This is a genomic window from Brevundimonas sp. UBA7534 (assembly GCF_002479325.1).
Classification (GTDB): Bacteria; Pseudomonadota; Alphaproteobacteria; order Caulobacterales; family Caulobacteraceae; genus Brevundimonas.
This window is the reverse complement of sequence record NZ_DLMO01000116.1, coordinates 1-24104: the sequence shown is the minus strand read 5'-3', so window position 1 is coordinate 24104 and position 24104 is coordinate 1. Positions and strand designations below refer to the sequence as shown.

Sequence of the window (24104 nt, the reverse complement as noted above, 5' to 3'; positions counted from 1 at the left end):
CATGATCCTCGTCGTCGATAACTACGACAGCTTCACCTACAACCTCGTCCACTACCTCGCGGAGTTGGGCGCGCCGACCCATGTGGTGCGCAATGACGACCTGAGCGTCGACGAGACTTGGGCGCTGAACCCCCAGGCCGTGCTGCTGTCGCCCGGACCGTGCGCGCCGGACCAGGCGGGAATTTGCCTTCCCCTGATCGAGAGCGCGCGCGCCGATATGCCGATCCTGGGCGTCTGTCTGGGCCATCAGTCGATCGGTCAGGCCTTCGGCGGTGAAGTGGTGCGCGCCAAGACCCTGATGCATGGCAAGACCTCGCCGATAGTGCACGAGGGGCGCAGCCTGTTCGCTGGTCTGCCGTCGCCTTTCACGGCCACGCGCTATCACTCCCTGGCGGTGAAGCGCGAAACCCTGCCCGACTGTCTCGAGATCACGGCCTGGACCGACGATGGCGAGATCATGGGCCTGCAGCACCGCAGCCGGCCTATCCACGGCGTCCAGTTTCACCCGGAATCCATCGCCACCGAGCATGGCCACGCCATGCTGGCCAATTTTCTGGACATCGCCGGCGTGAAGCGCCTCGCGGCCGCCTGACATGGCGGACGGGTTCAAGCCGATCCTCGCCCGACTGGTCGAAGGCCAGCCGCTGACGTCCGAGCAGGCGCACGACTTTTTCGCCGCCTGTCTGCGCGGCGAACCGACGCCGGCCCAGGTTGCCGCCGCCGTCACCGCCCTGCGCATCCGGGGCGAGACGGTCGACGAGATCGCCGCCTTCGCCGGGGCGATGCGCGACGCCGCCCTGACGCTGGATCATCCCTATGAGGTGATCGACACCTGCGGCACCGGCGGGGACGGCCAGCACACCTACAACATCTCCACCGCCGCTGCCCTCGTCCTGGCCGGGACCGGGCTGAAGGTGGCCAAGCACGGCAATCGCGCGATCTCTTCGAAATCAGGATCTTCCGACGTCTTGTCGATCCTTGGCGTGAACCTGATGGCGTCGCCCGCGCAGCAGCGCCGGGCGCTGGACGAGGCCGGAATCTGTTTCCTGTTCGCCCCGGCCTACCACGGGGCCATGCGCCATGTCGGGCCGGTAAGGGCGGAACTCGGATTTCGGACAGTATTCAACCTATTGGGGCCGCTTTCGAATCCTGCATCCGCGAAACGGCAGGTCATGGGCGTCTATGATCCGCGCCTGCTTGAGCCGCTGGCCGAAGTGCTGGGTCGGCTCGGCGCGACGCGGGCCTGGACCGTCCACGGCCAGGGCCTGGACGAACTGGCCACGTCCGGCCCCACCGAGGTCGCCGAATGGAAGGACGGCGCGGTTCGCCGCTTCCAGGTCGCGCCTGAAGACGCCGGCCTGCCGCACGCGCCGCTGGACTCCATTCGCGGCGGCGACGGCGAGGCGAACGCCGCCGCCCTGCGTGCCCTGCTGGAGGGGCAGTCCGGTCCCTACCGCGACATCGTGTTGCTGAACGCCGCCGCCGCCCTTGTGGTATCCGATCGCGCGGCCGACCTGGCCGAGGGCGCCGTGCTCGCCGCCGCCGCCATCGACGACGGCCGGGCCGCGCAGGCGCTGGAGCGCCTGGCCCACATCACCTCCGCGCCCCTGGAAACGGACGAGGACGCATGACCGACGTGCTGGAACGCATCGCCGCCTACAAGCGAGAGGACATCGCCGCACGCAAGGCCGCCCGCTCGCAGGACGCCATCGAGACGCTGGCCCTGGCCGCCTCCGCGCCGCGCGGCTTCCGCGACGCCCTGGATCGCAAGGTCGAGGAGACCGGACGCCCGGCCCTGATCGCCGAGATCAAGAAGGCCAGTCCGTCCAAGGGGCTGATCCGCGCCGACTTCGATCCGCCGGCGCTGGCCCTGGCCTACCAGGCCGGGGGCGCGGCCTGTCTGTCGGTTCTGACCGACGGTCCCAGCTTCCAGGGCGACGACGCCTTCCTGGGCCAGGCGCGGGCTGCCGTCTCCCTGCCCTGCCTTCGCAAGGATTTCCTCGTCGATCCCTGGCAGGTGGCCGAGAGCCGGGCGCTGGGCGCCGACTGCATCCTGATCATCCTGGCGATGGTGGACGACGCCCTTGCGGCTGAACTGCTGGCGGAGGCCGGGCGGTTCGGCATGGACGCCCTGATCGAGACCCACGACGAGGCCGAGATGGCGCGCGCCTGCGCGCTGGGCGGCGATCTGGTGGGCGTCAACAACCGTTCCCTTCGCACCTTCGAGGTCGATCTGGAGACGACCGAGCGGCTGTCGATGCTCAGCCCGGTCAAGGCCCTGCTGGTGGCCGAAAGCGGCATCTTCACGCCCGAGGACGTCGAGCGCGTCTCGGCCGCCCACGCCCAGGCCATATTGGTGGGCGAAAGCCTGATGCGGCAGACCGACGTGGAAGCCGCCACCCGGACGTTGCTGGCCGCCTGATGTCTGGCGGCGAACGCCGTTAAGTTGACATTAGGAAGGAACACTTACAGAACATCGCCATATGTTCACGGCTCGTTCCGATTCGACGGAAGGGGCGTATGAGGGCCAGGCGATGCTCACGCGCAAGCAGCACGAACTGCTGATGTTCATCCATGAACGCATTCAGGAGACGGGCGTGTCTCCCTCGTTCGACGAGATGAAGGAAGCGCTGGACCTGGCGTCCAAGTCGGGCATCCACCGTCTGATCACCGCCCTGGAGGAGCGCGGCTTCATTCGTCGCCTGGCGCACCGCGCCCGCGCGCTGGAGGTGATGAAACTGCCCGAACAGGCGACGGCCGGCGCGCCGCGCGGTCGGGCCGGGTTCAAGCCGGACGTGATCGAGGGCGGCGGTCTTCGCACGACGCCGCCAGAGCCGGCCAACGACGTTCGCGAACTGCCCCTGCTGGGCAAGATCGCAGCCGGCACCCCGATCGCGGCCATCCAGCACGAACGCGAGCGCCTGCCCGTCCCGGAATCCATGCTGGGTCGCGGCGACCACTACGTCCTCGAGATCGAGGGCGATTCCATGATCGAGGCCGGTATTCTTAACGGCGATCTGGTGGTCATCCGAAAGGGCGACACGGCCCACAATGGCGAGATCGTCGTGGCCTTGGTCGAGGGCGAGGAGGCGACGCTCAAGCGCCTGCGCCGCAAGGGCGCCTCCATCGCGTTGGAGCCCGCGAATCGGAACTACGAAACCCGTATCTTCGGCCCCGACCAGGTTGAGGTTCAGGGCAAGCTGGTGGGCCTTATCCGCCGTTACCACTGAAGGCATCGCCGGCCGCGCGCGTCCACGGCCGGTCGCCGCGCACATCGGCCGTCCAGACGGCCTTCCAGCCCGACGGCGTGGGCGCGCGCCACAGTTCGGCGGCTCCACCGCGCGCCAGATCGACGCCGTCCAGCACCAGACGATGGCTGCAGGCGGGCGGCAGACTGGGAATCGTAGCGCGGACGCTGACCACGGGAGCCGAACGGCACAGGGCCTCCAGTTGCGTCGCATCCGGCGCTCGACGTCCCCACCACAAAGCGACCGGAGCGGCGGCGTCGGCCGGCGGAGCGCACGAAAACCGCGTGCACGTCCAGTCGGGCCTTCTCTCGGTCGGGGTCAGTCCGCGACGACGGGCCCACAGGTCGGCGGCGTAGGTTCGGACACCCGGCCGAACGACGATGGCCTGCCCCTCGATCCGATAGGCGGCGTTGGTCCCCTCTTCCCCGATCCAGAGGTCCGGCGCGGGCGGCCGCGGCCATATCAGGACAGCGGCCGCCATAGGCAGCCCAGCCCACCGCAGTCGCCCGGTCCACAGGCACATGAACAGAACGCCGACGAAGGCGATGGGCAGGACGAAATCCGGCGCGCTGGAGACGGACTTGACCGCCCCCGGCAGGCCGGCGGTCCATTCGCCGATCGCCAACATCGTGTCGACGCCCCATCCCGCCAAGGCGAGGAACGGTCCTCCCAGGCCCAGCGGCTCCAGCGCCGCCCCCAGGGCCAGAGCGGGCATCAGGACGAAGTCCGCCACCGGTGACGTGCCCAGATTGGCGATCAAGCCATACATGGCCGTGCGGTTGAAATGCTGCATGGCGAAGGGGCCGGTCGCCATGCCAGCGACCAGGCTGGCCGCCACCGCCGCAGTGATCCAGGTCGCGAACCTTTGAACGGCGACGATAGGCCAGGGCGCGGAAATCTCTCGCGTCCGCTTCGGCCAGGCCTCCACCAAGGCGATCAGGGCGGCGGTGGCGGCGAACGACATCTGAAAGCCCGGCGTCATCACCGCCTCCGGCTGGATCAGCAGGACCACGAAGGCGGCGACCGCCAGTCCGTGCATGGTCACCGCCTGTCTATCCAGCAGGATGGCCAGAAAGGCGATGGAGACCGTGATGGCGGCCCGTTCTGCCGGAGCGGGCGCGCCGGATACAATCAGATAGGCGCCGACCGCCGCCAGGCCCGCGACGGCGGCGATCTTCTTGCCCGGCGCTCTCAGCGCCAGCCACGGCCACGCCGCCACGCCCAATCGCACGGCGAAGAAGACGAAGCCGCCGACGATGGCCATGTGCAGTCCGGAGACCGACAGGATGTGCGCCAGGCCGGAATCGCGCATCACGTCCAGGTCGTCCTGGCTGATCCAGGTCTCGTGGCTGGTCACCATGGCGGCGGCGATCCCGCCGGTGCGCTCGCCCAGCCGCGCTACGATCTTCTGCGCCAAGGCATAGCGGGCGGCGTTGATCCGCATGACCAGGCGCAGCCTCCAGGGCGGCTCCTCCAGCACGGCGGGTCGGGTCGGGGACAGCGAGAAGGCGACGCCGCCCATCCCCTGAAAGAAGGCGTTGCGCGCAAAGTCGTAGGCCCCCGGACTGGCCGGCGCAGGCGGCGGGTTCAGAATGGCGAACACGCGGATCGGCGCGCCGGGCGGCGGCGGTTCGCCCTTGACCGTCGCGCGCAGTCGCACCGGCGTCGCTTCCGGCGCCAGGCCCCGTATGCGGACAGGCGCGACGACGATCCGATGGCCGTTCTCGCCCGGACTGTCGACATCGATGACCCAGCCTTCGATGGTCGTCGGCTCGGTCATCGCTGGGGCGATGGGGGCCGCGACGGCGAGCAAGCGCGCCTTGGCCGCGCACAGCCCCAGGGCGAAACAGGCGACGAGCAGAAGCCACAGGGTCCAACGGCGCGACATCCCGCGTCGCCGTGCTGTCAGCCAGAGCGCGAACAGGGCGCCGCCGGCGATCAGAAGCGGCCACAACGACGGCTCCGCCCGCAGGGCGAAATAGGCCGCGCATCCGCCGCCGAAGGCCACCGGCGTCCACAGCCGCCACCGCAGCGCCTGCGCCTCGACCTGCGCCGCCAGCCATCCCCGCAATCGGGCCAAGGGGGTAGGCTTTGCCGCGTCGGGGTTTATAAGGGCCTCGCTTACGGACCCCTCCCCCATGACCTCCCCTTCCTCCACCGTCGTCACGCGCTTCGCCCCCTCGCCGACCGGCTACCTCCACATAGGAGGCGCTCGCACGGCGCTTTTCAACTGGCTGTATGCCCGCGCACACGGCGGGCGTTTCCTGATCCGCGTCGAGGACACCGATCGGGAGCGCTCCACCGAAGCCGCCGTGAAGGCCATCTTCGACGGTCTCAGCTGGCTGGAGCTGTTCGCCGACGACGAGCCGGTGTTCCAGTTCAGCCGCGCCGACCGGCACCGCGAGGTGGTCGATCAGCTTCTGGAAACCGGCCATGCCTACCGTGACTTCACCTCGCCCGAGGAGACCGCGCGTCTGCGCGAGGTCGCCAAGGCCGAAAGGCGCGCCTTCGAGTCGCCGTGGCGCGAACGCCAGCCGACCGTCGACGACCTGGCGCTTCCGCATGTCGTGCGCTTCCGCCGTCCGCTGGGCGCGACCGTCACCGTCGCGGACCAGGTGCAGGGCGACGTCAGCTGGTCGACCCAGGACCTGGACGACCTGGTCCTGCTGCGATCGGACGGCGCGCCGACCTACAATCTGGCCGTGGTGGTGGACGACCACGACATGGGCGTCACCCACGTCATTCGCGGCGACGATCACCTGAACAACGCCGCCCGCCAGAGCCTGATATACGACGCCCTGGATTGGTCGCGCCCCACCTTCGCCCACATTCCCCTGATCCACGGCCCCGACGGCGCCAAGCTCAGCAAGCGTCACGGCGCCCAGGCCGTCCATGAATACGCCGAGATGGGCTATCTGCCCGAGGCGATGCGGAACTATCTGGCCCGCTTGGGCTGGTCTCATGGCGACGACGAGCTGTTCAGCGACGAACAGGCGATAGCCTGGTTCGATTTCAAGGGGATCGGCAAGGCTCCGGCCCGGCTGGACTTCGACAAGCTGGCCCACGTCAACGCCCACTGGCTTCGCCTGGCGGAAGACGAGCGTCTGGCCAAGCTGGCCCTGGATGTGCATTTGGCGCGCGGCCATGCCCTGCGTGAGGACGACGAGGGCCGCCTCCAGCGCGCCCTGCCCTTCGTCAAGGATCGCGCCAAGACGGTTCTGGAACTGGCCGATCAGACCGTCTTCGTTCTAAAGCCCCGCCCCCTGACGCCGGATGAAAAGGGCCAGGCGCTGCTGACGGGCGAGACCCTGGAGCGTCTGGGGCGGCTGCGCGACCGGCTGGCGCTGTTTCAGTCGTGGGACGTCTTCGCCCTGGAAGCCGAGCTGAAGGCGTTCGCCGAAGACGAGAGCGTCGGGTTCGGCAAGATCGGCCCGCCGATGCGCGCGGCGCTTACCGCCGGGTCAACTTCGCCGGACATTGCACGGACTTTGGCTGCCCTTGGGCGCGACGAAAGTCTCGGGCGCTTGGATGATGCGTTGCAACAGACTAGATACGCCTCCTGATCGGGGCGTTAAGGCGGGCGTTACGCCCCGAATGGGCGCTACGAACGTGCAACTTTGTCCAACATCGTCCGACATTGACCAACTCTAAGTCACTGAAAGATACAGGAAACTACTGAAAACGCTGAATCTTTCTCTGTGCAATCGACTTGCAACAGACTAAGTGACACCCACAAACCAAAGAGCGCCCGACGCCTCCCCGCGCCCGGACGTCATATTGCAAAGGGGCATTGATGACTGACCAAGCCAAAACCGCCACCCTCGAGTTCGAGGGCAAGAGCGTCGATCTGCCGATCCTGTCGGGTTCGACCGGTCCGGACGTGATCGATATCAGGAAGCTCTATGGCGGCACGGGCGCCTTCACCTTCGATCCCGGCTTCACCTCGACCGCCTCGTGCGAGTCGGGCCTGACCTACATCGACGGCGACGCCGGAGTGCTGCTTCACCGCGGCTATCCGATCGACCAGCTGGCGTCGAAATCGAACTTTGTCGAGGTCTGCCACCTGCTGCTGCACGGCGAGCTGCCGACCGCGGCGCAGTACGAGAAGTTCGAAAACAGCATCACCATGCACACGATGCTGCACAGCCAGTTCGACCGCTTCTTCGAAGGCTTCCGTCGCGACGCGCACCCGATGGCCATCATGGTCGGCACGGTCGGCGCCCTGTCGGCCTTCTACCACGACAGCCTGGACATCCATGATCCGGTCCAGCGCGACATCTCGGCCATCCGCCTGATCGCCAAGATGCCGACGATCGCGGCGCGCGCCTACAAGTATCACATCGGCCAGCCGTTCGTGTCGCCGCGCAACGATCTGTCCTACGCCGAGAATTTCCTGCGCATGTGCTTCGCCGTCCCGGCCGAGGACTACAAGGTCGACCCGGCCCTGGTCCGCGCCATGGACCGCATCTTCATCCTGCACGCCGACCACGAGCAGAACGCCTCGACCTCGACCGTCCGTCTGGCCGGTTCGTCGGGCGCCAATCCGTTCGCCTGCATCGCCGCCGGCATCGCCTGCCTGTGGGGCCCGTCGCACGGCGGCGCCAACGAAGAGGCGCTGACCATGCTCAAGGAGATCGGCACCCCGGACAAGATCCCCGAGTTCATCCAAGGCGTGAAGGACCGCAAGTACAAGCTGATGGGCTTCGGCCACCGCGTGTACAAGAACTACGACCCGCGCGCCAAGGTGATGCAGCAGTCGGCCTATGAGGTCCTGGCCGCCACGGGCCGCGAGAACGACCCGCTGTTCCAGGTCGCCAAGGAACTGGAGAAGGTCGCCCTGCAGGACGAGTACTTCACCTCGCGCAAGCTGTTCCCGAACGTCGACTTCTATTCGGGCATCACCCTGTCGGCGATGGGCTTCCCGACCAGCATGTTCACCGTGCTGTTCGCCCTGGCCCGCACCGTGGGCTGGATCGCCCAGTGGCAGGAAATGATGGCCGATCCGTCGCAGAAGATCGGTCGCCCGCGTCAGCTGTACACCGGCCCGACCGAGCGCGACTACGTGGCGATCGACCAGCGCGGCTGATCCTCGCAAGCCGGAAAGCGGATTGAAGGACGCCGGGGTTAATCCCGGCGTCCTTTCTTTTGGCATCAGGCCAGGTGCAGATCGACGAACCGTTCGCCGAGGTCGTCCAGGTCGCGGAACATGTGGGCCAGGCCGATCGCCGCCGCGCCCCGCGCGATGTCGCCGGCGTCCTCGGCCGGCCCCAGCGCCAGGGCGACGTCGGGTTGACCCAACGGTTCGCCCGGGCGCCCGCGCGACAGCGCCTCCAAGCGCGTCACGGCCCTTTCGCCAGCGGTTTTCCAAGGCCTCAGGCGCGGCCCCGCGTCCTCCACCTGGAACCCGCGCCCCAGGATGACGATGTCGCTGCGAACCCGCCAGAACGCCCGCACAAGGGCGGCGCGGTCCGCCGTCTCGCGCTGCGGGCCTGGAAGGTCGATCACGTTCTTGGCCGCCTGCCCCAGCGTATCCAACCGCCGCTTCAGGTCCGTGCGCCGCCGGCTGATCTCGGCGGCGTTCGCGGGTTCGCCTTCCAGCACCAGTCCCAGAAGGGCCGCCGCCTCGCCCGCCGCATCGCGCGCCTGGAGACGAAACGTCTGACGCGCGTGGCGCGGAAACAGCAGCAGGATGGAGACCACGCCCACGCCGCTGCCGACCAGGATTTCCAGCACCCGGTCCAGAGCCAGGGAAGCCGGACCATCCGGACCCGCGCCGCCGGCGATGACGATGGCGGCCGTGACCGGCGCGACCTTCAACCACGGCCGCCCTGCGCCGAAAAAGGCCAGGATTGCGGTGGCCAGAGCGATAGCCCCCGCCAGGCCCGCCATGCCTTCCGGACGAGTAAAAGCCACGGCGGCCCCGACCACGGCGCCGGTGGCGGTTCCGATCGCCCGGTCCCGCGCCACCGTCAGAACGCCGCCGCCGACGCTGGCCTGGATCACCACGATGGCCGAGATCACGCTCCAGTAGGGATGCGGCAGACCCAACGCCGTCGCCAGATAAAGCGCCGCGCCGGCGCCGGCCGCCATCTGCAGGGCTGCGCGCGCCTCGGCCGCCCTGCGAGGGTTCAGCCCATGCATGGCGCCCCCGTCCTGCCGTCCTGGATCATCATTTCAACAAGATGGAGCCTATGGCGCCAAAAGGCCACCGGGCGACCTAGCCGCGCGCCTTGTCTACCACCACGCGTAGCACGGCGTCCGCGGCTAGCTGCGACGGATCGGCGCCGCCCCGGCCCATCAGGGCCAGCGCCTCGGTCTGACGGCGGGCCTGATCGGCGGCGGCTTCCGGATCGCGGAGCAGACGGCCTACGGCCTGGGCGAGTCTTTTCGGGGTGGCGTCGTCCTGGATCAGCTCAGGCGCGATCCGCTGGTCGGCGGCGATGTTGAACAGGGTGATGTGCTTGGCCGTCACCAGCCGCTTCATCAAGACGTAGCTCAGGCCGTCGATCCGATAGGCGATAACCATGGGCGCGCCGGCCAGGGCCAATTCGGTGGAGACGGTTCCGCTGGTGGCCAATGCGGCCGTGGCGGCCTTCATCGCATCGTATTTTTCGTCCTCGGCGACCAGATGCACGCGCATTGGCCAAGCGGCGACCCGGCCCGCGACATCGTCAGCGACAGTCCCGGCAGCCACCACGGCGACCGCAAGATCGGGCAGGCTCGCCTTCAGCGTCCGCACTGTCGCCTCGTAAACCGGCGTCATGCGCCGGACTTCGCTGGGACGGCTCCCCGGCAAGACCAGCAGCAACGGCGCATCCGCCCCGACGCCATGCCGGGCCCTGAACGCCGCCCCGTCCGCGCCATCCATGTCGACGTGGAGAGCCGATGATCCCACCACGGTCGTCGCCAGGCCTTCCTTCTCGAACCAGGGCGCGTCGAAGGCGTAGAGCGCCAACAGGTGATCGACGGCGCCGGCCAGGGTCTTGGCGCGCCCCGGGCGGGACGCCCAGACCTGCGGCCCCACGTATTTGATCAGCGGAATGCGCGGCTGGGCGGCGCGGATCGCCTTGGCGACGCGAACGGTGAACCCCCAACTGTCGATCAGCACAACGGCGTCAGGATTTTCGCGCGCGGCCAGGGCCGCCGTTTGCGCGACCCGGCGCTTGACCTTGCCATAGGCGCGCAGGCCTTCGACCCAGCCCAGGATGGACAGTTCGGCGATGTCGAATGGGCTGTCGACGCCTTCCGCCGCCATGCGCGGCCCGCCCACGCCGACAAAGGTCACGTCATCGCCCAGCCGCGCCTTCAGCGCCTTGGCCAGACCGGCGCCGAGGGCGTCACCCGAGGCTTCGGCCGCGACCAGCATGATCTTCAACGGGCGACTCACCGCGCTTCGCCCCAGACAAACAGCCCCAGGCGGTCGGCGGTTTCGATCACGGCGGGACGGTCGATCAGGATCAGTCGCCCCGCGATTCCGCCGACGCCGGCCAAGCCGGCGCGCGCGGCGTTCTCGAGCGTGCGCGGACCGATCACGGGCATGTCGACCCGCAAGTCCTGGATCGGCTTGGGCGCCTTGCCCAGTGCGCCGCGGGCGTCGCCGGGCCGTCCCCGCAAATCATCCGGCAGGCCCGCCACGCGATCCAGCATCGCATCGGTGCCCTCCTGCGCCTCTACGGCCAGGACCAGGCCATCGCAGACGACGGCGCCCTGGCCGATATCCAATTCACCTGATTTTTCCGCAACGTGAAGCGCCTTTTTCAAGTCAGCCAACTGGTGCTTGGTCGGCGTCAAAGCGCCAAGGGCGCCCGCAGGCAGCGTCTCGCCCCCCAGAATGTCGTCGGCGCCTTCGACGGCGAAACCCTCCGCCTCGAACACGGAGAGGATTTTCCGGAGCAGAGCGTCGTCGCCCTTGGCGGCCGCCGAAACGATGCCGGGAAGCAGCGATGCGCCCTTAAGGTCCGGCTTCAAGCTTTTGAAATCCGGGCGATTGACGACCCCCGCCAGACAGACCGCGCCGCAGCCGTTCTTTTTCAGCGCCTTCAGGATCGCGCCGATCTGGGCCATGCCGAAGTCGTCGCCGGGCCAGCGCGTCAGGTGCGGATCGGCGAACCCGTCCAGTCGCACGATATACAGGTCGCGCCCTTCCGCGTCGCAGCGCTGGGCCACCGCCTGGGGCAGGTCGCCGCCGCCGGCGATCAGGCCCAGCTTCGGCCCGCTCATTCGGCGTTCGGCAGGCACAGCGGACGCCGCCCGCCCTCGCGGATGAAGGTGGCGATCTCGACGATCTCGGGCAGGTCCGCATAGCGGTGCGCCACGCCGTCGATGCGGCCGGCGAATTCGCCGTCGCCCTCGAACAGTTCGCGATAGGCGGCCAGGAGACGGCGGATCTGGTCCTTGCCGTAGCCCTTGCGCTTCAGGCCGATCAGGTTCAGGCCACGCAGCCGCGCATGGTTGCCCCAGGCCGATCCATAGGGGATGACATCGCGCGTCACCGCCGCCAGGCCGCCGATGATGGCCCCCTGCCCGACCCGGCCGTTCTGATGCACGGCGCACAGGCCGCCCAGGAACACCTTGTTCCCGATTTGGGCGTGCCCGCCCAGCGTAGCGTTGTTGGCCATCACGACATTGTCGCCGACCACGCAGTCGTGCCCGACGTGTGCGCCGGTCATGAACAGGTTGTTGGAGCCGACGCGGGTCACACCCGTCCCTTGCGGCGTGCCGCGGTTGAAGGTGCAGTGCTCGCGGATCAGGTTGTCTGTGCCGATCTCCAGCCGCACGCGCTCGCCCTTGTAGCCATTGTGCTGCGGGTCGCCGCCGATGACGGCGAACGGATGGATGACCGTGCCTGCGCCCACCGTCGTGTCCTGCTGGATCACCGCATGGCTGACCAGTCGCACGCCCTCGCCCAACTCCACATTCGGTCCGACCGTGCACCAGGGCCCGACTTCGACCCCGGCGGCCAGGGTCGCTGAGACGTCGATCAGGGCGGTCGGGTGGATGGTCATCAGGCGGCGGGCTCCGCCACCGTCACGACCATGGCCATGAACTCGGCCTCGGCCGCCAGCTTGCCGTCGATGAAGGTTTCGCCGCGGAATTTGTACGCGTCGCCCCGCGCCTTGATCACCTTGACCTCCATGCGCAGTTGGTCGCCCGGCCGCGCCGGCTTGCGGAACCGTACGCCGTCGATCGACATGAACATGATGACCTTGTCCGCCACGGCGACATCCAGGGTCTTGGACATCAGCAACGCGCCGGTCTGGGCCATGGCCTCGACGATCAGCACGCCCGGCATCACGGGGTCGATCGGGAAATGGCCGGGGAAGAAGGGCTCGTTGTGAGTGACGTTCTTGATGCCGACGATCGAGGTCGCCGGCACGAAGCTCTCGGCCTTGTCGACCAGCAGGAACGGATAGCGGTGCGGCAGCCGCCGCATCACCTCGGCGTAGTCGATGTTGACGGTGTCGCTGTTGACGGTGTCGCTCATGATTCCCTCGGCCCCTTCCTGGAAGCGGCCTGTTTGGCGAGCCAGACCGTCTCGCGCAAGAACTGACGGATCGGACGCGCCGGATAGCCGGACCAGGTCTCGCCGGCCGGAATATCGGCCAGGACCCCGGCGCCGGCCGCGACGCGGGCGCCCTCGCCGATGGTGATGTGGTCGCCGATGCCCGCCTTGCCGCCGAAGATGACGTTGTCGCCCACGGTGACCGAACCCGAAATGCCCGTGTTGGCGACCAGCAGGCAGTTGCGTCCGATGACGCAGTTGTGGCCGACCATCACCAGGTTGTCGATCTTGGTGTTCTCGCCGATCACCGTGTCGTCATAGGCGCCCCGGTCGATGCAGCTGTTGGCGCCGACGGTCACGCTGTCCTGCAGGATGACGCGACCGAGCTGGGGAATGTCCATCACGCCGGCGGCGGTTCCCGTGGCGCCGAAACCCGCCTCGCCGATGCGGGCGCCGGCGTACAGCTTCACCCGGTCTCCGATCAGGGCGAAGCCCACGCTGACGTTCGAACCGATGACGCAGTCGCGCCCGATCTGGACGCCCGGGCCGATCACCGTATTGGCGCCGATGCGCGATCCGCGCCCGATGCGGACGCCCTCGCCCAGGACCACGCCCGGTTCGATCACCACGCTGTCGTCCTCGGCCACGTCCGACAGGGACGCCGCATGGTTCAGGGCGATCGGGCGATGGAGCAGCAGAGAGGCCTGGGCCCAGGCGGCCTGGGGCGTGCGATGCGAAATGACCGCCGATCCCGCCGGCGTCGCGGGCACGGCCTCGGCCGTCACGACCACGCAGCCGGCGCGCGTTTCGCCCAGGGCCTTGGCGAACTTGCGGTCGCCCAGAAACGCGATCGCGCCCTCGTCCGCAGAGGACAAGGGCGCGACGGAGCGCACGATCCGCTCCCCGCCCCTTTCGACCTCGCCGCCGATCCTGGCCGCCAGTTCGGCTACGCTGAGCGGCGACAGGGTCTCGAAGAAGCGGGGATCGGGCATCCGCCTTAGTTGGCCGCAGCCGGTTGTTGCTGCTGCTGGGCCGGAACGGCCATGCGGTTGAAGCTGAGCGTCGGCAGGGCGGTGTTCAGACGCTGGATGACCAGGTCCGTCACGTCATGGGCCGGGTTCATCATGAAGACGCTTTCGCGGTCCAGCAGCAGGCCGCAGCCGCGCTCCTGATAGACCTGCACCAGGATCGGCGAGACGGCCTCGGTGATCGCCTGGCGCTGCATCGCCAGGGTATAGCGCAGCTCGTTCTCGCGAGTGCCTTCCAACTGCTGGGCCTCTTGGGCGCGCTGTTGCAGCGCCTGGCGACGACGGTTCAGTTCTTCGGGTTGCAGAGTGGACCCGGAGCTCTGGAGCTGCTGGGCCTCGGTCTGGAGCGAGGTGGCGTAGGGCTGAAGTTCGGTCTGAACTTCCTGGGCCAGCTGCTGCATCCGCGTTTCGACGGCCTGTCCGACCGACGACTGCGCGAACAGGCGAGCGTTGTGATAGACGCAGACGCCCGGAATCTGCGGGCCGGGGTTCTGCGGCGTGGTCGCCTGCTGGGCGGAGGCGGCGGTGGCGATGAGCGAAGCGGCCGCTGCAGCGGCGATGGCGATGGTCTTCATGGTCTTCCTCGTGCGGTCAGACAGGCGCCGCGATTAGAACTGGGTGGAGGTCGAGAAGCGGAAGGATTCCGTCTTGTCGTAGTCTTCCTTGGCGAGAACCTTGGAGATGTCGAAGCGGATCGGGCCCATCGGCGAACGCCAGTGGATGCTGAGGCCCGCGGAGGCCCGCAGGGACAGCTCGTCGGCGATCGTCGGGTCGACCGTCCCGGTGGAGGTCAGCTTGTAGCGATCGTCCAGTACGCCCAGCGTGCCGACATCGGCGAACAGCGAGGTCTTGATGCCGTACTGCTCGGGCAGATAATTCGGCACCGTCAGTTCGACCGTGCCGATGGCGTAGAAGTTGCCGCCCAGGGCGTCGGTCGTATCCAGGTCGCGCGGCCCCATGCCGGCGGTCTCGAAGCCGCGGAAGCTGTTGCCGCCCTTGAAGAAGCGGTCGTTGATCCGGATCGGATCCCCGTTCCAGCCGCTGACATAGCCGGTCGAGCCCTGCAGGCTGACGATCCAGTTCGGGGTGAGCCCGTAGTAGTAGCTGGCGTCCGCCTCGGTGCGGATATAGTTCACGTCGCCGCCCAGGCCGGCGAAGTCCTGACGCAGGGATCCGGCCCAGCCGCGCGTGGGACGCACCGGATCGTTGGTCCGGTTGACCTGCAGGGTGTAGCCCACCGACGAGTTCAGATAGCTGCCCACCTGATCGCACAGCGCAGAGGAGCCGAAGCCGCCGCTGCTGCAATAGCCGGTCGGCACGATGATCTCGTCGCTCTTGAGGAAGTAGCGGGTGCTGAACAGGGTGTAGCCGTTCAGCGGATAGCTGAGGCGCAGGCCGCCGCCGGTAGAGCGGTAGTCGTAGGACGAATATTCGCTGAGATCGTAGCGCGAGTGGAACAGGTCGAAACCGGCGCGCAGGTCACGGCCCAGGAACTTCGGCTCGGTGAAGCGGAAGTCGACCTGCTGACGCAGCGAACCCCATTCCAGACGCGCGACGACGTTCTGGCCGCGGCCACGGAAGTTCCGTTCCGAGATGCCCAGGTTCACGGTGAAGGAGTCGACCGAGCTGAAGCCCGCGCCGACGGACAGTTCGCCGGTGGGCTGTTCCTGCACATTGACGTTGATGACGGAACGGTCGGGCGCGCTGCCGCGCTCTTCCTGGACCGTGACGTCCTTGAAGAAGCCCAGCGCGCGCAGATTGTTGCGCGAACGCTCCATCAGCGCGCGGTTGAAGGCGTCGCCTTCGGTCAGCATCAGCTCGCGCCGGATGACCGGGTCGATGGTGCGGGTGTTGCCCACCACATTGATGCGGTCGACATAGACGCGCTGGCCTTCGGACACGTTGAAGGTGACGTCCACCGTGTCCGTGTCGGGATTGGCGCGGTAGGTCGGATTGATCTCGACAAAGGCGTAACCCGCCGAACCCGCCGCGAACGTCAGGGCGTCGACGGCGCTCTCGATCTTGTCGCTTTCATAGAGGTCGCCGCTGCGGATCGGCACCAGCGCCTTCAGGAAGTCGGCGTTCAGGCGGTCATTTTCGGTGACGACGTTCACCTCGCCGAAGTTATAGCGATCGCCCTCGTCCATCGTCAGGGTGACCTGGAAGGCCTGGTCGTCAGGTTGCAGCTCGGCCACCGACGACACGATGCGGAAGTCGTAATAGCCGCGGTTGGTGTAGAATTTGCGCAACTGCTCCTGATCGTATTCCAGGCGATTGGGGTCGTAGTTGTCGTTGTTGGAGAAGAACTTCCACCAGGTCGACTTCTCGGTGACCATGACGCCGCGGATGTCGCGATCTGAATAGGCTTCGTTGCCCAGGATGTTGACCGCGCTGATGCCGGTCTGGCGGCCTTCGTTGATCTCGAAGATCACATCGACACGGTTTTGCTCCAGCTGAACCAGCTTGGGCGTGACGGTAGCCGAGATGCGGCCCTGCAGACGGTACAGCTCGACGATGGCCCCCACGTCTTCCTGAACCTTGGCGCGGGTGTAGATGCCGCGGGGCTTCAGCGTGACTTCCTCGTTCAGCTTGTCCTCGGAAAGGGCGCTGTTCCCCTCGAAGACGACCTGGTTGATGATCGGGTTCTCAACGATCTGCACGATCAGGTCGCCGTTCTGCACGCCCAGCTGAACGTTGGCGAACAGGCCCGTGCGCGACAGGGTCCGCACCGCCACGTCCAGCGTCGCGGCGTCCACCGTGTCGCCCGGCCGGATCGGCAGATAGGACAGGACCGTGGTCTGGTCGATCCGCTGCGCGCCCTGCACCACGATGCGGTTGACCACCAGCGATTCCGGCGCGGCGATCTCGACACGCGGCGGCTGTTCGGCGGCCGGCTGGGCCGGGGCCTCGGCCGCCGGAGCGGTCTGGGCCATCGCGGGCGCGCCCAGGCCTGCGGCGACGAACAGCGCCATCAGGCTGGAACGGGCGCTCAGTCGAACGGCGGCGCGGGTCTTCATGTCGATCATTCGGGAAACCATCGGGGGCTGGCGTCGGCTCAACTGACGAGCCCGCCGAGGAATTGGAAGAGGTTGAGCTTCTGCAGGTCGTTCCACGTCGCGAACAGCATGAATCCCGCCAGCAAAGCAAGCCCGACCCTGTAGCCCGCCTCCTGGAACCGGGCCGCGACCGGGCGCCTCGCCACCGCCTCATAGGCGTAGAAGACGAGATGGCCCCCGTCCAGCACAGGGATGGGCAGCAGGTTTAGAAAGCCGATTCCGATCGAAAGTATGGCGGCCAGGTTGATTAGGGTCAGCCCCAGGTTCAACGCCGTGGCCGCGGGATCGGGATTGGCCTGCACCGCCATATTGGTCAGCGATCCGCTGGCCTTGGCGATGCCGATCGGGCCGCTCAGCTGATCGCCGGACTCGCGCCCGGTCAGCAGGCGCCCAAGGTAGGTGACGGTCGATCCGATGACATCGGCGGTCTGTTGCGCCCCCGCTCCGATGGCCGAGATCGGGTCGTAGCGGACATGGCGCACATCCTCGCGCCGGGCCTCCAGCAGCACGCCGATGCGGCCGATCTGGATGCGGCCGGCGATCGGGTCGTTCTCCATCCGACGCTGGGGCGTGGCGACCAGTTCGACCGGCGCCCCGTCACGCTCCACGGTGAACCGCAGCGGATCGCCGCTGCTCAGCATGACGGCGCGTGTCACCTCCGAGGAATCCTCGATACGACGGCCATCGACGGCGGTGATCAGATCGCCCGGCTGGAACCCGGCCGCGGCCGCTGGCGAGCCTGCCTGCACCTGCCCCACCCGCGCGGGCGTCATCTGCGCCCCCAGCGTCATGAAAAGAATGGCGAAGATCGTGATGGCCAGGGCGAAGTTGGCCAGCGGCCCGGCCGCCACGATCAGCGCTCGCTGCCACACCGGCTTGAAATGGTAGTAGTCGCCCACGGCGGCGGGCCCATGCTGGGCCACGACGCGCTGGCGCAGTTCGGCCAGCCCCGCCTGATCCGGCACGCTGGAAGCGTCCAGGTCGCCCGAAAACTTCACATAGCCGCCCGCCGGGATCCATCCCAGCCGCCATTCGATGCCGTGGCGGTCCGTGCGGCTGAACAGCGGACGGCCGAAGCCGATGGCGAAGCGGTCGACCTTCACCCCGAACGCCCGCGCCACCAGGAAATGGCCCAGTTCATGGATGGTGACGATGAACGTCAGCACCAACAGGAACGGCACGATGTACGTCAGGACCTGTCCAAGGACGCCTAGCATCGACAAATGGTCTCCCCGGAAGTCTTCACGCCGCCTTGGCGAGGTCGGTGATGATGGACTGGGCCAGCCTGCGGGCCTGCGCGTCGACCGAAAGAGCCGCCGCACACGCATCGCCGGAACCGAAGGTCATCCCCGACTTCGTCGCTCGCTCAAGGGTTTCGGCGACGACTGCGGCAATATTGAGAAAGCCCAGCTTGCGGTCAAGAAACGCCAGCGCGGCGACCTCGTTGGCGGCATTGAAGACGGCCGGCGTCGCGCCCCCCGCGCGCAGCGCCTCGCGCGCCAGACCCAGGGCTGGGAACCGGTGCACGTCGGGCGCCTCGAACGTCAGGCGCCCCAAGGCCGGCAGATCCAACCTGGGTGCCGGCCATTCGATGCGGTCGGGCCAGGCCAGCGCACAGGCGATCGGCGTGCGCATGTCCGGCGGTCCCATCTGCGCCAGGGTCGATCCGTCCACATATTCCACAAGGCTGTGGATGATGGATTCCGGATGGACCACGACGTCGATGCGGTCCGGGCCCATGTCGAACAGATAGGCGGCCTCGATCATCTCCAGGCCCTTGTTGGCCATGGTGGCGCTGTCGACCGAAATCTTGGCCCCCATGCTCCAGTTGGGATGAGCCACGGCTTGTTCAGGCGTGATCGACGCCATGCGGGCCGCCGGGGTCTGGCGAAACGGACCGCCTGATGCGGTGAGAACCAGCTTGGCCACCCGCTCGGGGGCCTCGGCCGGGTAGACCTGAAAAATGGCGGAATGCTCCGAATCCACCGGTATCAGCCGGCCGCCGGCGGCGCGCACTCGCTGGATCAGCGCGGGACCGCAGCAGACCAGGCTTTCCTTGTTCGCCAGGGCCAGGACCGCGCCTGTCCCCGCCGCCGCCCAGGCCGATTTCAGGCCCGCCGATCCCACGATGGAGGCCATGATCCAGTCGGCGGGGCGCAGGGCCGCTTCCGTCACGGCGGCCTCCCCCGCCGCGACCGCAACCCCCGTCCCGGCCAACGCGTTCTTCAGGGCCTCCAGCCGTGTCTCGTCGGCCGTCACGGCGATCTTCGGGCGCCAGCGTCGCGCCTGTTCGGCCAGTCGGGCGATATTGGCCCCGCCGGTCAGGGCCTCGACCTCGAAAGCGCCCGCGCCCGTCTCTTCGGCGCGCGCCATCAGGTCCAGCGTCGAGGAGCCGACCGAGCCGGTCGACCCCAGCACCGTGACGCGCCGCCGGATCATCCGCCGCGCTCCAGCATCAGCACGGCCAGCCGCCCGATGGCGACCACCACGACGGCGAACATCAGGCCATCGACCCGGTCCAGCAGCCCGCCGTGTCCGGGAATGGTGTTGCCGGCGTCCTTGACCCCGAACCGGCGCTTCAGCGCTGATTCCCACAGATCGCCCGCCATCGTCGCCAGGGCGGCGGCCAGGCCCAGGATCGCGCCCCACAAGACGGTCAGCCGGCCCATGTCGACCCAGGCCGCCATGACCGCGCCCGCGACGGCGCCGGCCACGATGCCGCCGATGAAGCCGGACCAGGTCTTGTTGGGCGAGAAACGCGGCCACAGCTTTGGGCCGCCGACGGTCGATCCGACCAGATAGGCCAGGATGTCGGCCGACCAGGCCACCGCGAACACCAGGACGGTCCAGTGCAGGCCCACCGTGCTGTCGACATCGCGCAGCCAGATCAGCAGAACGGCCGGCCAGCCGAGGTAAAGTACCCCATAGGCGGCGTCGAGCGCCTGCTGCCCCCGGCTTCGAGCATAGACGCCGGCGGCGGCGGCGCCGAACACCAGCATGATGAAAGCCACCGCCATCGCCCCGAAATGCGCGCTGATGACTGAGGCGACCAGGCCGAAGGTCACCGCGCCCCCCATCAGACGGCGGGCGTGAGGCGCGCTCATCGCCGCCCATTCGAAGGCCAGGACCACGCAGGCTGCCACCATCAGCGCCAGGAACCAGACGCCCCCGGCCCAGGTCGCGGCGACGGCGGCGGGCGCCAGGACCACGGCGGAGGCGGCGCGCAGACCGATATCGCGACCCCGGACCGCCATCAGGCCGTCACGCTTTCAGCCAGGACCTCACGTCCGCCGAACCGGCGGTCCCTCAGTCGATAGGCGTCCACGGCCTCGGCCAGGGCCTGCGGCCCATAATCGGGCCACAGGATGTCCTGGAAAACCAGTTCGGCGTAGGCGGCTTCCCACAGCAGGAAGTTGGACAGGCGCTGTTCGCCCGAGGTCCGCACGATCAGGTCCAGCGGCGGCGAGCCGGCCGTGGCCAGCCCCGCCTCGATGATCTCTTCGCTGAAGGGCTCGACCGTTTCACCGGCCAGCAGGCGTTCGGCGTGACGTCGCGCGGCGTCGACCAGATCGGCCCGTCCGCCGTAGTTGAAGGCGACCTGCAGCAGGAAACGGTCGTTGTGCGCCGTCTGGGCCTCGGCGCGGACGATGATCTCGGCGATATCGGGCGGCAGGCCGTCGCGACGCCCCAGCACCCGCAGCCGCACGCCGGCCTTTTCCAACCGCTTCAGGTCACTGGCCACATAGGTGCGCACCAGGCCCATCAGGTCCGACACCTCGTCCTCGGGCCGGCTCCAGTTCTCGGTAGAGAAGCCGAACACCGTCAGGCAGCTGATGCCCAGCCTGGGCGCGGCCTCGATGGTGCGCTTCAGCGCCTGGACGCCCTCGCGATGGCCGACCGCGCGCGGCAGGCCGCGACGCTTCGCCCAGCGGCCGTTGCCGTCCATGATGATGGCGACATGGCGCGGACCATCGCCGCCCGTGGGGCTTTCCGGACCTGAGGGCGCGGCCGTCATGCGATTGTCGATCCCTTCAGGTCCACGGCCGCCTCAGACCTGCATGATCTCTTGTTCCTTGGTCTTCAAGGCCTCGTCGATGCGCTTGATGGCCGCGTCGGTGTCCTTCTGGACCTCGGTCTCCATGCGCTTCTGGTCGTCCTGGCTGATCTCGCCCGCCTTCTCGGCCTTCTTCAGGTCGTCGTTGGCGTCGCGGCGAACGTTGCGCACGGCGATCTTCTGCTGCTCCGCATACTTCCCGGCCAACTTGACCAGGTCCTTGCGGCGTTCTTCCGTCAGGGGCGGCACGGGGATGCGCAGGGTCTGACCGTCGACGATCGGGTTCAGACCCAGGTCGGCCTGGCGGATGGCCTTCTCGACCGAGACCACCATGCCCTTGTCCCACACGTTGACCGTGATCATGCGCGGCTCGGGCACGCTGATGGCCGCGACGGCGTTCAGCGGCGAGGTCGAGCCATAGGCTTCCACGCGGACGGGTTCCAGCAGGCCGGCGTTGGCGCGGCCCGTGCGCAGGCCGCTGAATTCGTCCTTCAGCGCCGCCACGGACTTGTCCATGCGGTCGCGGTAGCTCTTCAGGTCTGGCTTGGCCATGGTGTTCTCTCTCGTCTTTCCTGGTTTTTGTCGAACGCTCAGGCGGCGTCCTTGATGACCGTGAAGGTGCCCTCGCCGGTCAATGTCCGACGCAGCGACTTGTCCTCCCGGATCGAGAAGACCACGATCGGAATGCCGGTGTCGCGCATCATCGCGATGGCCGAGGCGTCCATCACGCGCAGATCCTTCGCCAACACGTCCTGATAGGTCAGGGTGTCGTAGCGGGTCGCCGTGGGATCCTTCTTGGGGTCCGCGGTATAGACGCCATCGACGCTGGTGCCCTTCAGCAGGGCGTCGCATCCCATTTCGGCGGCGCGCAGGGCTGCCCCTGAATCGGTCGTGAAGAAGGGCGCGCCCACGCCGGCGGCGAAGATGACAACGCGGCCCTTCTCCAGATGCCGAAGCGCCCGGCGACGGATGTAGGGTTCGGCGATGGCCGCCATCGGAATGGCGCTCTGCACCCGGGTCGACACGCCGATCTTCTCCAGCGCCGACTGCATGGCCAGGGCGTTCATGACGGTGGCCAGCATGCCCATGTAGTCGGCCTGGGCCCGCTCCATGCCGGCGGCCGCCTTGGACAGGCCGCGGAAGATGTTGCCCCCGCCGATGACCAGGCAGATCTCGACGCCCTCGCGCGCCACCTCCGCCACGGCCTGGGCGATCGTGTCGACCGTCTTCATGTCGACGCCATAGGACTGGTCGCCCATGAGCACCTCGCCCGAGACCTTGAGCAGGACGCGTTTGTAACGAAACTCGGAAGGGGCGTCGGGCATGCGGGAAAAGGTCCGTGTACTGCGGCGCCGCTGAATCGGGCGGCCCCTTATAGACGAAGGGCGCGCCGGCCATCAAAGCCGAACGCGCCCTTCTGAAACAAAACCCTCACGAATGAGGGCGATGGCGGGCTTACTGGCCGCCCATCATCGAGGCGACTTCCGAGGCGAAGTCCGGTCCTTCGACTTTCTCCACGCCTTCGCCCAGCGCCAGGCGGACGAAGCCGGCCAGGTGCAGGTTAGACGAGCCCAGCTCCTTGGCCGAGTTGGCGACCAGCTGCTCGATGGTCACGTCGGGGTCCATGACGAACGGTTGCTTGGTCAGCACCACGTCCTTCTGGAACTTGTTGATCTGGCCTTCCACGATCTTGGCGATCATGTTTTCCGGGCGGCCTTCTTCCTTGGCCTTTTCGGTCAGGACCTGACGTTCCTTTTCAATCGCGGCCGGGTCCAGATCGTCGGTGTTGAGCGACAGCGGCGAGGTCGCGGCGACGTGCATGGCGATCTTGCGGCCCAGGTCGCGCAGGGCGGTCTTGTCGCCCTCGCCGTGCAGGGCGACCAGCACGCCGATGCGGCCGACGCCCGGCGACACCGCATTGTGGACGTAGGTGGCGACGACGCCCTCTTCGACCGACAGGCGGGCGGCGCGGCGCAGCTGCATGTTCTCGCCGATGGTGGCGATCATGTTGGTGACTTCGTCCTGGACCGTCTTGCCGGCTTCCAGTTCGGCGCCGTGCAGGGCCTCGACCGTGTGGTGCTCCAGGCCCAGTTCGGCGAAGCGCTTGGCGGCGTTCTGGAACAGCTCGTTGCGGGCGACGAAGTCAGTTTCCGCATTGAACTCGATGGCGGCGGCGACTTCGCCCTTGCCGTCTTCCTTGGCAGCCACGGCGACCAGGCCCTCGGCGGCGACGCGGTCGGCCTTCTTGGCGGCCTTGGACAGGCCCTTGGCGCGCAGCCAGTCGATGGCGGCGTTGATGTCGCCGTCGTTCTCCTGCAGCGCCTTCTTGCAGTCCATCATGCCGACGCCCGAACGCTCGCGAAGCTCCTTCACGAGGGCGGCAGTGATCTCGGCCATGTTCTTCTCCTATGGGATTCGTATGCGGAACGGCCGGACTGACTTAGCCCGGCCGTGTGTCAGTTCAACGCACGGCCTTCGGGGCGCTGCGCCCGCCGCGTGACGGCGGGCTGTCTGAGCGCCGGAGAAGACCGTCGGGCGATCAGCCCGTGGCCTTCTCGGTCTCGACGGCGTCGTTCGCTTCCGAGGTCGCGGCCTTGGCGGCGTCGTCGGCGACGGCCGGCTCAGCAGCGGCTTCCAGTTCGGCGGCGGCGCCTTCCGTCCCGGCCGGAGCCGTTTCGGCTTCAGCCTTGGGGGCCGAGGCTTCACGCAGCATCGGCTCGACCGGGGCTTCCGAAGCGCCCAGATCGACGCCCGAGGCCGAGGCGCCGGCGGCCAGGCCGTCCAGCACCGCGTCGGCGATCAGGTCGCAGTAGGTCTGGATGGCGCGCGCGGCGTCGTCGTTGCCCGGCACCGGATAGGTGATGCCGTCGGGGTCCGAGTTGGTGTCCAGGATGGCGATGATCGGGATGTTCAGCTTGCGCGCTTCCTGGATCGCGATCGCTTCCTTGTTGGTGTCGATCACGAACATGATGTCCGGGATCGAACCCATGTCCTTGATGCCGCCCAGCGAGAGCTCCAGCTTGTCCTTCTCGCGCTGCAGGGTCAGCAGCTCCTTCTTGTTGCGGCCTTCGCCGCCGGTCTCCACGATGCCTTCCAGCTCGCGCAGGCGGGCGATCGAGCCCGAGACGGTGCGCCAGTTGGTCAGGGTGCCGCCCAGCCAGCGGTTGTTCATGTAGTATTGGGCGCAGCGCTTGGCGGCCTCGGCGACCGGCTCGG

The 24104-nt window shown here is 67.9% G+C and carries 23 protein-coding genes; 6 read left to right on the top strand and 17 right to left on the bottom strand.

The window, feature by feature from the left end:
• Position 1: 1 nt before the first annotated feature.
• The 4 genes from B2U11_RS09100 to lexA all read left to right on the top strand — a co-directional run bounded on the left by B2U11_RS09100 (position 2) and on the right by lexA (position 3230).
• On the top strand, positions 2-592 hold the full coding sequence (locus tag B2U11_RS09100) for an anthranilate synthase component II (protein ID WP_292071280.1): 591 nt from the start codon (positions 2-4) through the stop codon (positions 590-592).
• A gap of 1 nt (position 593) precedes the next feature.
• The gene (trpD, locus tag B2U11_RS09095) at positions 594-1631 is read left to right on the top strand and encodes an anthranilate phosphoribosyltransferase (RefSeq protein WP_292071279.1); all 1038 of its coding nucleotides are present in this window, start codon (positions 594-596) and stop codon (positions 1629-1631) included.
• Positions 1628-2422, top strand: coding sequence for an indole-3-glycerol phosphate synthase TrpC (gene trpC / locus B2U11_RS09090; protein ID WP_292071278.1), 795 nt, complete (start codon positions 1628-1630; stop codon positions 2420-2422). Before trpD ends, trpC begins: the two co-directional genes overlap by 4 nt.
• 112 nt (positions 2423-2534) lie before the next feature.
• Positions 2535-3230 (top strand): transcriptional repressor LexA, encoded by a 696-nt coding sequence (gene lexA, locus B2U11_RS09085; RefSeq protein WP_292071277.1) that lies wholly within the window; start codon positions 2535-2537, stop codon positions 3228-3230.
• On the opposite strand, the gene B2U11_RS09080 is transcribed toward lexA, so the two are convergent.
• Positions 3211-5328 (bottom strand): ComEC/Rec2 family competence protein, encoded by a 2118-nt coding sequence (locus tag B2U11_RS09080; RefSeq protein WP_292071276.1) that lies wholly within the window; start codon positions 5326-5328, stop codon positions 3211-3213. The two genes, lexA and B2U11_RS09080, sit on opposite strands and share 20 nt — an antisense overlap.
• 58 nt (positions 5329-5386) lie before the next feature.
• Between B2U11_RS09080 and gltX the strand changes: the two genes are divergently transcribed.
• Both gltX and gltA read left to right on the top strand, forming a co-directional pair.
• Entirely contained in the window at positions 5387-6811 is a 1425-nt protein-coding gene (gltX, locus tag B2U11_RS09075; RefSeq protein ID WP_292071275.1) for a glutamate--tRNA ligase, read from the top strand.
• Positions 6812-7041: 230 nt separating this feature from the next.
• The gene (gltA, locus tag B2U11_RS09070; protein WP_292071274.1) at positions 7042-8334 is read left to right on the top strand and encodes a citrate synthase; all 1293 of its coding nucleotides are present in this window, start codon (positions 7042-7044) and stop codon (positions 8332-8334) included.
• Between the two features lie 65 nt (positions 8335-8399).
• Here the strand turns inward: gltA and B2U11_RS09065 are convergent, their stop codons facing one another.
• The 16 genes from B2U11_RS09065 to rpsB all read right to left on the bottom strand — a co-directional run.
• Complete coding sequence (locus B2U11_RS09065) at positions 8400-9389, bottom strand: FUSC family protein (RefSeq protein ID WP_292071273.1); 990 nt, start codon at positions 9387-9389, stop codon at positions 8400-8402.
• Positions 9390-9465: 76 nt separating this feature from the next.
• Positions 9466-10635: a lipid-A-disaccharide synthase gene (gene lpxB / locus B2U11_RS09060; protein WP_292071272.1), complete on the bottom strand. Its 1170-nt coding sequence runs from the start codon at positions 10633-10635 to the stop codon at positions 9466-9468.
• Positions 10632-11468 (bottom strand): UDP-2,3-diacylglucosamine diphosphatase, encoded by an 837-nt coding sequence (gene lpxI / locus B2U11_RS09055; protein WP_292071271.1) that lies wholly within the window; start codon positions 11466-11468, stop codon positions 10632-10634. Before lpxI ends, lpxB begins: the two co-directional genes overlap by 4 nt.
• The gene (gene lpxA, locus B2U11_RS09050; RefSeq protein ID WP_292071270.1) at positions 11465-12253 is read right to left on the bottom strand and encodes an acyl-ACP--UDP-N-acetylglucosamine O-acyltransferase; all 789 of its coding nucleotides are present in this window, start codon (positions 12251-12253) and stop codon (positions 11465-11467) included. The genes lpxI and lpxA overlap by 4 nt, the downstream gene beginning before the upstream one ends.
• Positions 12253-12732: a 3-hydroxyacyl-ACP dehydratase FabZ gene (fabZ, locus tag B2U11_RS09045; protein WP_292071269.1), complete on the bottom strand. Its 480-nt coding sequence runs from the start codon at positions 12730-12732 to the stop codon at positions 12253-12255. The genes lpxA and fabZ overlap by 1 nt, the downstream gene beginning before the upstream one ends.
• Positions 12729-13742, bottom strand: coding sequence for a UDP-3-O-(3-hydroxymyristoyl)glucosamine N-acyltransferase (gene lpxD / locus B2U11_RS09040; RefSeq protein ID WP_292071268.1), 1014 nt, complete (start codon positions 13740-13742; stop codon positions 12729-12731). The genes fabZ and lpxD overlap by 4 nt, the downstream gene beginning before the upstream one ends.
• A 5-nt stretch (positions 13743-13747) precedes the next feature.
• Positions 13748-14353, bottom strand: a complete 606-nt coding sequence (locus tag B2U11_RS09035; protein WP_292071267.1) for an OmpH family outer membrane protein — start codon at positions 14351-14353, stop codon at positions 13748-13750.
• A gap of 33 nt (positions 14354-14386) precedes the next feature.
• Entirely contained in the window at positions 14387-16804 is a 2418-nt protein-coding gene (bamA, locus tag B2U11_RS09030) for an outer membrane protein assembly factor BamA (protein WP_292071266.1), read from the bottom strand.
• Between the two features lie 29 nt (positions 16805-16833).
• Positions 16834-18051, bottom strand: a complete 1218-nt coding sequence (gene rseP / locus B2U11_RS09025) for an RIP metalloprotease RseP (RefSeq protein WP_292071265.1) — start codon at positions 18049-18051, stop codon at positions 16834-16836.
• Positions 18052-18076: 25 nt separating this feature from the next.
• Complete coding sequence (dxr, locus tag B2U11_RS09020) at positions 18077-19273, bottom strand: 1-deoxy-D-xylulose-5-phosphate reductoisomerase (protein WP_292071264.1); 1197 nt, start codon at positions 19271-19273, stop codon at positions 18077-18079.
• On the bottom strand, positions 19270-20088 hold the full coding sequence (locus B2U11_RS09015) for a phosphatidate cytidylyltransferase (RefSeq protein ID WP_292071263.1): 819 nt from the start codon (positions 20086-20088) through the stop codon (positions 19270-19272). Before B2U11_RS09015 ends, dxr begins: the two co-directional genes overlap by 4 nt.
• Complete coding sequence (gene uppS / locus B2U11_RS09010; protein ID WP_292071262.1) at positions 20088-20849, bottom strand: polyprenyl diphosphate synthase; 762 nt, start codon at positions 20847-20849, stop codon at positions 20088-20090. Before uppS ends, B2U11_RS09015 begins: the two co-directional genes overlap by 1 nt.
• A gap of 33 nt (positions 20850-20882) precedes the next feature.
• The gene (frr, locus tag B2U11_RS09005) at positions 20883-21440 is read right to left on the bottom strand and encodes a ribosome recycling factor (protein ID WP_292071261.1); all 558 of its coding nucleotides are present in this window, start codon (positions 21438-21440) and stop codon (positions 20883-20885) included.
• A 38-nt stretch (positions 21441-21478) separates the two neighbouring features.
• Positions 21479-22213 (bottom strand): UMP kinase, encoded by a 735-nt coding sequence (gene pyrH / locus B2U11_RS09000; RefSeq protein WP_292071260.1) that lies wholly within the window; start codon positions 22211-22213, stop codon positions 21479-21481.
• A gap of 130 nt (positions 22214-22343) precedes the next feature.
• Entirely contained in the window at positions 22344-23285 is a 942-nt protein-coding gene (tsf, locus tag B2U11_RS08995) for a translation elongation factor Ts (RefSeq protein ID WP_292071259.1), read from the bottom strand.
• Between the two features lie 142 nt (positions 23286-23427).
• A partial coding sequence (gene rpsB, locus B2U11_RS08990) for a 30S ribosomal protein S2 (protein WP_292071258.1) occupies positions 23428-24104 on the bottom strand: 677 nt, incomplete at its 5' end.

Bases quoted from the DNA above. Each gene is read 5' to 3' on its own strand.
- rseP (WP_292071265.1), bottom strand. From the start codon at position 18,051: ATGCTAGGCGTCCTTGGACAGGTCCTGACGTACATCGTGCCGTTCCTG.
- B2U11_RS09100 (WP_292071280.1), top strand. From the start codon at position 2: ATGATCCTCGTCGTCGATAACTACGACAGCTTCACCTACAACCTCGTC.
- dxr (WP_292071264.1), bottom strand. From the start codon at position 19,273: ATGATCCGGCGGCGCGTCACGGTGCTGGGGTCGACCGGCTCGGTCGGC.
- pyrH (WP_292071260.1), bottom strand. From the start codon at position 22,213: ATGCCCGACGCCCCTTCCGAGTTTCGTTACAAACGCGTCCTGCTCAAG.
- lpxI (WP_292071271.1), bottom strand. From the start codon at position 11,468: ATGAGCGGGCCGAAGCTGGGCCTGATCGCCGGCGGCGGCGACCTGCCC.
- gltX (WP_292071275.1), top strand. From the start codon at position 5,387: ATGACCTCCCCTTCCTCCACCGTCGTCACGCGCTTCGCCCCCTCGCCG.
- B2U11_RS09035 (WP_292071267.1), bottom strand. From the start codon at position 14,353: ATGAAGACCATCGCCATCGCCGCTGCAGCGGCCGCTTCGCTCATCGCC.
- uppS (WP_292071262.1), bottom strand. From the start codon at position 20,849: ATGACGGCCGCGCCCTCAGGTCCGGAAAGCCCCACGGGCGGCGATGGT.
- B2U11_RS09015 (WP_292071263.1), bottom strand. From the start codon at position 20,088: ATGGCGGTCCGGGGTCGCGATATCGGTCTGCGCGCCGCCTCCGCCGTG.
- B2U11_RS09065 (WP_292071273.1), bottom strand. From the start codon at position 9,389: ATGCATGGGCTGAACCCTCGCAGGGCGGCCGAGGCGCGCGCAGCCCTG.
- frr (WP_292071261.1), bottom strand. From the start codon at position 21,440: ATGGCCAAGCCAGACCTGAAGAGCTACCGCGACCGCATGGACAAGTCC.
- lpxD (WP_292071268.1), bottom strand. From the start codon at position 13,742: ATGCCCGATCCCCGCTTCTTCGAGACCCTGTCGCCGCTCAGCGTAGCC.
- lexA (WP_292071277.1), top strand. From the start codon at position 2,535: ATGCTCACGCGCAAGCAGCACGAACTGCTGATGTTCATCCATGAACGC.
- lpxA (WP_292071270.1), bottom strand. From the start codon at position 12,253: ATGACCATCCACCCGACCGCCCTGATCGACGTCTCAGCGACCCTGGCC.
- bamA (WP_292071266.1), bottom strand. From the start codon at position 16,804: ATGATCGACATGAAGACCCGCGCCGCCGTTCGACTGAGCGCCCGTTCC.
- trpD (WP_292071279.1), top strand. From the start codon at position 594: ATGGCGGACGGGTTCAAGCCGATCCTCGCCCGACTGGTCGAAGGCCAG.
- trpC (WP_292071278.1), top strand. From the start codon at position 1,628: ATGACCGACGTGCTGGAACGCATCGCCGCCTACAAGCGAGAGGACATC.
- fabZ (WP_292071269.1), bottom strand. From the start codon at position 12,732: ATGAGCGACACCGTCAACAGCGACACCGTCAACATCGACTACGCCGAG.
- gltA (WP_292071274.1), top strand. From the start codon at position 7,042: ATGACTGACCAAGCCAAAACCGCCACCCTCGAGTTCGAGGGCAAGAGC.
- tsf (WP_292071259.1), bottom strand. From the start codon at position 23,285: ATGGCCGAGATCACTGCCGCCCTCGTGAAGGAGCTTCGCGAGCGTTCG.